The sequence below is a fragment of the Streptomyces sp. NPDC051909 genome (assembly GCF_040681095.1).
Classification (GTDB): domain Bacteria; phylum Actinomycetota; class Actinomycetes; order Streptomycetales; family Streptomycetaceae; genus Streptomyces.
The window spans coordinates 1-9397 of record NZ_JBFAYA010000059.1; the positions used below are offsets into that span (position 1 = coordinate 1).

Annotated in this window: 6 protein-coding genes and 5 pseudogenes; 10 read left to right on the forward strand and 1 reads right to left on the reverse strand. The window is 63.1% G+C overall.

What is annotated here, in order from left to right:
* Positions 1 to 187: 187 nt before the first annotated feature.
* From AB0M18_RS36025 to AB0M18_RS36040, 4 genes and pseudogenes are all read left to right on the forward strand, one after another.
* Positions 188 to 297 (forward strand): annotated as a pseudogene (locus AB0M18_RS36025) (IS5/IS1182 family transposase); the annotation flags it as partial.
* Positions 298 to 356: 59 nt separating this feature from the next.
* Positions 357 to 593 carry a hypothetical protein gene (locus AB0M18_RS36030; protein WP_365765575.1) on the forward strand — a complete coding sequence of 79 codons (237 nt, stop codon included), beginning with the start codon at positions 357 to 359 and terminating at the stop codon, positions 591 to 593.
* 76 nt (positions 594 to 669) lie between these two features.
* Entirely contained in the window at positions 670 to 1320 is a 651-nt protein-coding gene (locus AB0M18_RS36035; RefSeq protein ID WP_365765577.1) for an IS3 family transposase, read from the forward strand.
* Between the two features lie 210 nt (positions 1321 to 1530).
* A pseudogene (locus AB0M18_RS36040) lies at positions 1531 to 2540 on the forward strand (IS30 family transposase); the annotation flags it as partial.
* Between the two features lie 274 nt (positions 2541 to 2814).
* Here the strand turns inward: AB0M18_RS36040 and AB0M18_RS36045 are convergent.
* A complete protein-coding gene (locus AB0M18_RS36045) occupies positions 2815 to 3780 on the reverse strand; it encodes a transposase (protein WP_365765579.1) in 966 nt (321 codons plus the stop codon).
* A 277-nt stretch (positions 3781 to 4057) separates the two neighbouring features.
* Here AB0M18_RS36045 and AB0M18_RS36050 point away from each other — a divergent pair.
* From AB0M18_RS36050 to AB0M18_RS36075, 6 genes and pseudogenes are all read left to right on the forward strand, one after another.
* Positions 4058 to 5056, forward strand: a pseudogene (locus tag AB0M18_RS36050) (IS110 family transposase); the annotation flags it as partial.
* Positions 5057 to 5075: 19 nt separating this feature from the next.
* Positions 5076 to 5234, forward strand: a pseudogene (locus AB0M18_RS36055) (IS3 family transposase); the annotation flags it as partial.
* A 767-nt stretch (positions 5235 to 6001) separates the two neighbouring features.
* Positions 6002 to 6655: a hypothetical protein gene (locus AB0M18_RS36060; protein ID WP_365765581.1), complete on the forward strand. Its 654-nt coding sequence runs from the start codon at positions 6002 to 6004 to the stop codon at positions 6653 to 6655.
* A 156-nt stretch (positions 6656 to 6811) separates the two neighbouring features.
* Positions 6812 to 7915, forward strand: coding sequence for a tryptophan dimethylallyltransferase family protein (locus tag AB0M18_RS36065; RefSeq protein WP_365765583.1), 1104 nt, complete (start codon positions 6812 to 6814; stop codon positions 7913 to 7915).
* Between the two features lie 350 nt (positions 7916 to 8265).
* Positions 8266 to 8616: pseudogene (locus AB0M18_RS36070) on the forward strand (transposase family protein); the annotation flags it as partial.
* Between the two features lie 47 nt (positions 8617 to 8663).
* Positions 8664 to 9397: IS630 family transposase (locus AB0M18_RS36075; protein ID WP_365765585.1), on the forward strand; the 734-nt coding region annotated here is incomplete at its 3' end.

Below are 9397 nucleotides of genomic sequence, written 5' to 3' on the forward strand. Positions count from 1 at the left end.
CTACGCGAAATGCGCCTACGTCTACCTCGGCACCGTCACTCTCGCCGCCCTCGTCATTTGGCTCCGAACATGATCCGAGAAACAGTGCCTAAAGCCGTGTCCTATGTGGTGAGACAGTCGTTGGGAACGTCATGGGGCGGGGTACGTGGAGTTGGATTGTTCCGGACGGGTTGTGGGAGATCGCGAAGCCACTCTCAAGTCTGGCGACTCCTACGCAAGCTCCGCTGCTCGACCGCCCGCATCACGAGCCCTGCCCGAGCCGTCCACACCCTGCATCTGGCCAGCTCAGACCGATGATGGAACAGGCTCCCGACGTTGTGCATCGGGACAGGGCGAGCCCTTCGTTATGGTTCTCCATGGCTGCTCATCGTAAGTGCCCCGACGAACTGCGCGAGCGTGCGACGCGGTTGGCGATCGAGGCCCGCAAGGAACCCGCCGGCAGGGCCGGTGCGATCAAGCGGATCGCCGAGCAGCTCGACGTGCACCCCGAGGCCCTGCGCGGCTGGGTCAAGCGGCCGAGACCGACGAGGGCATCGTGCCCGGCAGGACCAGCACTGATGCCGCCCGGATCGCGGAGCTGGAGCGGGAGGTGAAGGAACTGCGGCGGGCGAACGCGATATTGAAGTCCGCCTCAGCTTTCTTCGCCGCGGAGCTGGACCGTCCACTTCGATGAAGGTCGCCTACAACGACCAGTACAAGAACCTGTTCGGCGTCCAGCCGATCTGCGACCTCCTCGCCGAGACGAATGCGCCGATCGCACCGAGCACCTATTACGCCGCCCGCACCCGCCCGCCCTCGGCCCGCAGCCTGCGAGACGAGGAGATCACCAAGGAAATCCGCCGGGTCCACGAGGCCAACTACGGCGTCTACGGAGCCCGCAAGGTCCACGCAGCCCTCCTGCGCGAGGGATTCGAGGTGGCCCGCTGCACGGTCGAGCGCCTCATGCGCGGGGCCGGTCTGCGCGGAGTGATCCGGGCCAAGAGTCCACACACCACCCGCCCCGCACCCGAGACCGACCGGCCCGCCGACCTGGTCGAGCGGCAGTTCACCGCGAGTGCGCCGAACCAGCTATGGGTCGCGGACATCACCTACATCAAAACCTTCTCCGGCTGGGTCTACGCCGCCTTCGTCATCGACGTCTTCTCCCGCATGGTCGTCGGCTGGCAGGTCGCCACCTCCCTATACACCGACCCCGCCCTCGACGCGCTGGAGATGGCGATCTGGCGCCGCCGGCACACCGGCGCCGACCTCACGCCTCACGCACCACTCGGACCGCGGAGTCCAAGGGGAGATTCAAATGGTCGTCGCAACACCTCGTGATTGCAGAGGTGTCGGTTGGTTCGTCGTCAGCAGACAGCGGATCGAGCAGTGCGTCCGAAGCGGAGGTCCCCAGGGCATCCGAAGTACCAGCGGCACGTCGCAGCGGCTTTCTGGGCGGGAGATTGCCAAGGGCTTCTGGCAGAGGAAGCCGCCGCTGTCGTCGGTGTGGCGCCGGCGGTGGCGACACGCTGGTTCCGGCATTGTGGCGGCATGCGACCGTTCGATCCGAGGCCGTCTTCTGGCAGGTACCTGTCGTTTCGTGGGCGGGAGGAGATCGCGCTTCTCAAGGACCAGGGCAAGGGTGTGCGTGAGATCGCCCGGGAGGTCGGCCGTGATCCGGGGACGATCTCCCGTGAGTTGCGACGCAACGCGGCCACCAGGGGCGCGAAGCTCGACTACCGGGCGTCTGTCGCGCAGTGGAAGGCCGACATGGCTGCACGGCGCCCGAAGACGGCGAAGCTGGTCGCCGATCCGCGGTTGCACGCGTATGTCCAGGAACGGCTGTCCGGACAGATCAGCACGCCCGGCGGCAGGGCGGTCGCAGGTCCTGCGACCCGGCGAGTGGACGGGGCGGAACAAGCCGCACCGCAAGGACCGTGCGTGGGTTCAGGCGTGGAGTCCGGAGCAGATAGCGAACCGGATCAAACTTGATTTCCCGGATGATGAGTCCATGCGCATCAGCCATGAGGCGATCTACCAGGCGCTCTACATTCAGGGCCGCGGAGCGCTCAAGAGCGAGCTGATCCTGTGCCTTCGCACGGGCCGTGCACTGCGCGCACCTGGGGCTCGCTCGCGTCGGAAGACCTGGGCACATGTCACACCCGAGACGCTCATCAGCGAACGGCCCGCCGAGGCCGAGGACCGCGCTGTTCCCGGCCACTGGGAGGGCGACCTGATCATCTGGCTGGAGCGTTCCGCGATCGGCACCGTCGTCGAGCGGCCACTCGGTTCACGATGCTGATCCACCTCCGCGCGAGGAAAGCTACCGGCACAAGCACACGGTCAAGAACGGGCCGGCGCTCGCTGGCTACGGGGCGATCTCCATGAAGAACGCCCTTGCCTGCGCGATGTCGTCTCTGCCTGGGCAACTGGCACGGTTGCTGACCTGGGACCGGGGAAAGGAGCTGTCGGCGCACGCGCAGTTCAGAGTCGAGACCGGCATCCCCGTGTTCTTCGCCGATCCCCACAGTCCGTGGCAGCTCGGCTCGAACGAGAACACGTATTGCTGCAGCCTTGGCGGGCCGGGCTACTTCGACGGGAGAGGTTCGGCGGGATCGTTGGGTGACTCGGAGAACACGTGCCGAAAGGCTTCCCGTTGAGATGTCCATGGCGGTCCACAGGGCGAGAGCCCTGGCCGGGAGTGACTTGATAGCGCCTCTGTGTGTCAAGCGGCCTGAGCGAGGTGGTTTCGTTTGATCTCGTTTCATGATCCGGTAGACCACGTTGGACAGGCGTCGCTTGAGGGCCAGGCGGGCCTCCGAAGGGGTCTTCCCTTCACTGATCTTGCGGAGGTAATAGTCCTGCCCCCGCCCGCCGTCGCGAATCTGGCAGACGGCGATGGTGTGCAGGACCGAGTTCAGCGCGCGGTTGCCGCCGGGCGTTGAGCCGGTGGCGGACGTTGTTGCCGCTGGAGGCGTCCAGGGGTGCGCTGCCGGTGTAGCTGGCGAAGTGGTGCTCGGTGGGGAACCGGCTGACGTCCCCGATGTGGCCGAGGACCTTCGCGGCCAGCACAGTGCCCAGGCCCGGCAGGGTGGTCAGCGTCGTGCGGGCCGCGGCGACGGCCTCGCGCATTTCGGCTTCATTGCCCTTGACCTGCCGGTCCAGTCTGCGCAGGTCGGCCAGCAGGTCACGGGCTATGTCCCGGCGGCAGTTGTCGGTGGCCGTGACCGGCCGGATGCCCTTCATCAAGGCGGCGGCCTCGTCGGCCGACAGGCCGGTGGGTGCCCCGCCGGGCAGGAGATCGCGCAGGACGGCGTGGAGACGGTTCAGGACGCGGGTGCGCTCGTGGACCAGATCGTCCCGGCGCTGGGTCAGCAGCCGCAGGATCGTGGCCTGGTCTTTGGGGCCACGGGTCGCAGGTCGTGGCGGAAGAGAGCGACCTGGGCGACGTGGAGGGCGTCCTTCGCGTCGGTCTTGCGGTCTCCGCCGGTGGGCCCAGGCCGAAAGGGTGGAGGGCACGTCGACCACGTCCTCGCCCGCAGAGGCCAGCTGCTGGGCGAGCGAGCGGCCCAGGTCGCCGGCGCCTTCAACCGCGAAACGACGGTCGGGCCACTGCTCACACCAGCGCATCAGCTGGCGGAAGGTGCCCGCGTTGACGACGAACTGGCGCTGGGCCACCTGGTGGCCTGCGGCGTCCACGGCGACGGCGGTGTGGGACGACTTGTGGGGATCGACACCGATCAGGATCACAGGCTGCTGCCCTCGCACTCGATGAGACAGGAAGAGGAGTGCGGTGGGCACCCTGACTTGAAGTCACCGTGTCACCTTCATGCCTCTGTCGAGCCACACCGCGCGGGTGTCGGCCGGCGGCGGCACGCTATCAGTGAGCCAGCCCGAGGGCGGCAAGGAGCACTGCGGGCCCGTGCCGACCGACACCCGGGACGCTACGGCTGCAGACCGAGCGTCTGGGGTCGATTCAACAAGTCAGAAGCCTGCTGAGCCGTCAACTCGCAATAGGTCTGTCCGGGGCTCTCGCGTCTGTCCCGTCATCCGCGACAGCAGACAAGAGGACAACTCGATGGTGACAGTGGGGATCGACCCGCACAAGCACGTCCACGTCGCAGTGGCCGTTGATGCTGACAGCAGGCGGCTGACCAGGCCGTTGACCGTCAAGAACGACGCGAACATGATCGGCGTCCTGCTCAAGTGGATCCGCACGATCGCCGACGGCACCCCTGTCACCTGGGCCATCGAGGACGGCCGCGGCTTCGCCCGCCGCCTGGCCGACGGCCTGCTGCTGACAGGCCACGAGGTGGTCTGGGTCCCCACCCGGCTGATGGTCGCCCACCGCAAGCTTCACGCGGCCACCGGCTCGAAGTCCGACCCCGTCGACGCTGCCGCGGTCGCCCACGCCGCGATCGCCACCCCCGGCCTGGACCGTCACCGCATCGACGACCGCGTGCGCGAGCTCCGCGTGCTGGTCGACTCACGGGCCGACCTCGTCCGACGACGCACCATGGTGATCAACCAGGTCAAGGCATACATGCACCTCTGGCTCGACCACACCCCCGGCGACCTCACCCGCCGACCTGGCATGACCTCGTTGACGGCGCTGGTGGACACCACGGACATGAGTGGGAACGTCCGCCGGGTACTGATCGAGATGATTACGGAGATAGACGGGCTGAACAAGCGCGTCCGCGGACTCGAAACCACGATCCGGGAACTGGTCACCCCGCTGGCACCCGCGCTCCTGGAGATCACTGGGATCAGCCATGTCTCTGCGGCGGTCCTCCTCGCCGAGATCGGTGACATCAGCCGTTTCACCAGCTCAGCGAAGCTCGCCCGCTACACCGGGACCGCACCGATCCCGGTCTACTCTTCCGACGAGGAACGCTACCGACTGCACCGAGGCGGCAACCGGCGGCTCAACAGCGTGCTCTACACGATGTCCATCGTCCAGCAGCGATTCCATGTGGGCGCGCGAGCACTCCTGGCTCGCCACGAGCCGGCCAAGGGAGCCCGCGGAGCCCGGCGCATCCTCAAACGCCATCTGATCGACGTCATCCATCGCGCCATGACTCAAGGAGGCCGCCGTGGCCTCGGCCGGCTCCAGGGGCGACTCGCACGACAACGCCCTGGCCGAGGCGTTCAACAGCCTGTTCAAGGCCGAGCTGATCCGCAACAAGGGACCGTGGACCGGCATCAACGACATCGAGATCGCGGTCGCCGAGTACATCGACTGCTTCAACCAGCGCCGCCTCCACGGCGAGCTCGGCCACATCACCCCCGCCGAACACGAGGCCGCCCGCCTTTCGCCGAGCCCGCTCGCACTCGACGGCGGCCTCTTCAAGAGCGTCCATGACCTCCTTGCCGACGCGCGTGCCAGCCGCGTCGTGGTGGGCGTGGGCCGTAATGGAGTCCAAGCTGACCAGGGACAAGTCCGCCGCACGGGGTACGGGTCGACTCGCCGACCGGCGGAACGGCTCGATCAACTCCCGCCACTCATCAGTGACTTGCCCGCGCGTCACGAACCCCTTCCCACCGGATCCATCTTCCCAAGGGACGCGGATCCACGAGATTGATCACGACATCACACAGGCCCGAGGTACGCCCGCCTAAAGGCACAGGTCCTGCACGGACCATGACTCGCCAGCCAAGAGGAGTACTGATTACTCGCACTGGAACGACTGTCGGTCGTTTCAATGAAGCCTGTATGGGACAACGCCTTCTAATCAGAGGCGGCGAGAGTCAGGGAAGGCTCCATCACTCTGCGTTGGTCGAGAAAACGGAAATTCCTCAGAGTGTGATTGATGGGCGGCGTGACGGCGCGGAGTGGATCCCCCGCAAAGATGCAGTCCGCTTCTAAGTGGGAATAGGGTAGCGACAAATCTATTGGCATGGAAATCATGCCGCACAGAACTGGGTTCGGTCGAAACGGGAGAGTTGAAGTCCCTTTCTTTACGATTCGATTGACTCGATCGCCAGGCCTCCTGGCTTAATTGGAAGATTTGAGGATAAGTTGAACGCTTTGCAGGAAATCAGGCAGCGCAATGAAGAGTATATGAAGAATTTCTCCGAGAATCGTATGGTTCAGCTTTTCAAAGACGGTCGCACGCCGGAGGGGCTAAAGGAGGAAATCATTCAGTACGGGCAGGTATGGTCAGATACGTTCCAACATGTTGTCACGATGCGGGCTGCATGTGAGAACGATCCTGCATTCAGGCCGGCGGCCGAGGAGCATCTAGCGGAAGAAATCGGACACAACCAGCTACTCCAGAAGCTGCACTCGGGACCCCCTAAGTGGGATCCGGTTGTTGCTGCGTCGTCGTCATGGTTCGTGCATCAAATGCAAGTACTGTCCAGCCCAGAGCGATCTGCGCTCGCCCACCTCGTGCTCGAGGGGGCAGGAACCGTAGCGCTTCAGGCCGGCTCCTTGTCCTTTCCTGAGAGTGAGTACTTCGCGCTACATGATGAGGCGGATGAAGGGCACATGGAGATGGGCTACGCGCAGCTTGCGGCAGCCCCTCACGTGCCTGCTGCACAAATTCTCGAAATTCTCGAGAAGGGCTGGAAGATGGTTTTTGAGCTTTGCAACAGGATAGCCCAATGTGCGGAGACGGCATATAGCCTCCGAGCGGATGACTGGCAGGTTGGGGTCGGTATTAAGGTGTAGATCCTTATCGAGAGCTCACTAGATCGCTTCGAGTAATAGCTCTCGAGTTTAGTAAATCTAGTCATACTGTTTCGTTCATGTTTCCCCGCACGTCTTTCCGAAGTGTAAAGGTGACCGGGAAAGGGTGGACTCCAGGTGCTAAAGAGGTAAATTCGCATGGATTCTGGCTCCCGAGGTTTCGATCCGAATAGTTCCTATAGCGACATAGGTTGCTCGAAGCTAGGCGGAATTGCGCGCGCGGTAGGCTTCACTGAGGAAGCGATAGGGCGCATTCTGGGTGACTTTTCGGAGATGCTGGATGGATGGGGAGATCTCCCTGTTGGAGACGAACCTAGGTATCCATCAGATGTTGCCAATGATGGAATGCCAATAGAATTCTCCATAGCCTGGTCTCCAACCGGGATCAAGCTTCGAGCGCTCGTTGAACCATTGGGGAGCGGTGAGCCAACCAAGGCCTCTGTGGCAAGGTCATCGGCGAATCTTGTGAGGCGTCTCGCAAAGCGTCATTCCGCTTTTATAGACAAGTACCTGGAGATAGAGGACCTATTTGTTTCTGAATCGCCGGTGTCTCATTTCTCTGTCTGGCATTCTGTCGAATGGGGGCCCTCCGGCGATGCTATGTTCAAGCTTTACCTCAATCCCGGCGTGCATGGTGAGAGCAGGTCTCCGGAAATCCTAAGGCAGGCCCTTCAGCGCTTGGGCATGGAAGAATCATGGAATCTCTTGGCGGAGAAATTCCATAACTTCTCTGACCCGAGAGACTATCCAATAATTCTTTCTATCGATCTGGTCGATTCGGCCGCCAGTAGGGTCAAGATCTACTTCCGGCATGCAGGAATGACGGCCAGCGAAATCGACCCTCTAGGATCACTGGGCGAGGGATATAAGACAGGTGCTATTCGCGACATCTGTACTTATGTAGTAGGTGATGAAGGTCCCTATTCCAAGGCCCCCATTACGTGTCTCACGTTTCGAGGAGACAGTGCGGCAGTCCGAGGGGTCACGTTCTACTGCCCCCTGGCGCCGAACCTGCCTAACGACGAGATTATTTCAGGCCGGCTGGCAGACTTTGCGGATCCTGGATTGATCGATCCGCAAGTTTATGCGCGAGTGCTGGATGCTGCTTCCCATGTGCCGCTGGATCAGTCTGCCGCCCAGAGTTGGATTAGTGTAAAGAATTTCGATGACCCTACGATGACCCTATATGTAGGGCCAGAGATTTACTCAATGACGACTAAGGCGCAGAATTCTTATCTCTGAATTGCGCTTCGGATGGTGATCTGGGTATCCCTCCTTTGTTGAGAGGATAGCAGTGGCGGGGAATAGTAGAACTTGCAGGCCCTTGGGTTCCCACTGTGGAACTTGAACTCGTGATGTCGGCTGTGTCGCGGGGCCCGTTGGGTGCTGGTCGTTCGGGATCAAGAGTGTTTCTGCAGCCTTTACGCTTGTTCAGTGGAGAGTCTCCAGAGTGAGGATAGCTTTGACGATTGGCGTCGTCCGGACGGGGTTGAGGCGGGCTTTGTGTAGGATCCTCCAGGTCTTGACTGTGCTGGAGGGTGAAATGGCTGGTCATCGGGTGTGGTGACGAGACAGGGCCCCTCGTCGTTGGCGTGGTGATTCCACTCATCAAGCCAATGACCGAAGGGGCCCTGTTGGTTCCGTATCCCGCCATGCGCGACAACCCGCATGAGCTGGTGGAGCATGGTGCCTGGCTGATCTACGAACATCGCCGAGCCCGCCATATCCGATGGCGCAAGCCCGGTTGCTTCAAGCAGGTGTTGCTCACGCTGGTCCATCCGTGTAAGAACGAGACGTTCTCGCAGCTCGGAACCCGTTTCGGAATATCCCAGGCCCCGCATGGCGCTACGCCGGCGAGACATTGGGGGTCCTGGCTGGCTGGGCACCCGGGCCTCCTCCATGAGGCCCTCACCGACCTCGGCGAGGGCGACTTTGTCATCGTTTGACGGCACCCAAGTGACCTGAGTCGGAGATTCGTCGTTGGTTGGGCATGAGTCGTCCGGGTCCGAAGATTCCTCCGTTGTCGGTCAGTGATGCCCAGCGGGCGGTGTTGGAGGGCTGGTTACGTTGCCGCACGACGGCTCAGGCTTTGGCTCAGCGGTCGCGGATCGTGCTGGAGTGCGCCGAGGGCCACTCGATCATGGAGGTGTCCCGCCGGCTGCGGATCGCTCCGGACACGGTCCGCACGTGGCGGCGCCGGTTCATCGAACGGGGCCTGGACGGTTTGTGCGATGACCCGCGGCCGGGTGTCCCGCGGAAGATCTCCGATGCCGACGTCGAGCGGGTCATCGTCAAGACACTGGAGGAGACGCCGAAGAACGCGACCCATTGGCCGACCAGGTCGATGGCCGCGGCCACGGGAATGTCGCAGTCGACCATCTCGCGGATCTGGCGGGCGTTCGCCCTGGCTCCGCACCGGTCGCAGACGTTCAAGCTGTCCACCGATCCACTGTTCATCGACAAGGTCCGCGACGTCGTCGGTCTGTATCTCGATCCGCCTGAGAAGGCCCTGGTGCTCTGCGTGGACGAGAAGTCGCAGATCCAGGCCCTGGACCGGTCCCAGCCGGTCCTGCCGATGGTGCCCGGCGTTCCCGAACGCCGCAGCCACGACTACGTCCGGGCCGGCACGACCACTCTCTTCGCCGCCCTCGAAGTCGCCACCGGCAAGGTTATCGGCTCTCTCCACCGCCGCCACCGGGCAGCGGAGTTCAAGAAGTTCCTGAC

What these genes read in the sequence shown, in the direction of transcription:
- AB0M18_RS36065 (WP_365765583.1), top strand. Translation starts at nt 6,812, where the DNA reads ATGGATTCTGGCTCCCGAGGTTTCGATCCGAATAGTTCCTATAGCGAC.
- AB0M18_RS36030 (WP_365765575.1), top strand. Translation starts at nt 357, where the DNA reads ATGGCTGCTCATCGTAAGTGCCCCGACGAACTGCGCGAGCGTGCGACG.
- AB0M18_RS36035 (WP_365765577.1), top strand. Translation starts at nt 670, where the DNA reads ATGAAGGTCGCCTACAACGACCAGTACAAGAACCTGTTCGGCGTCCAG.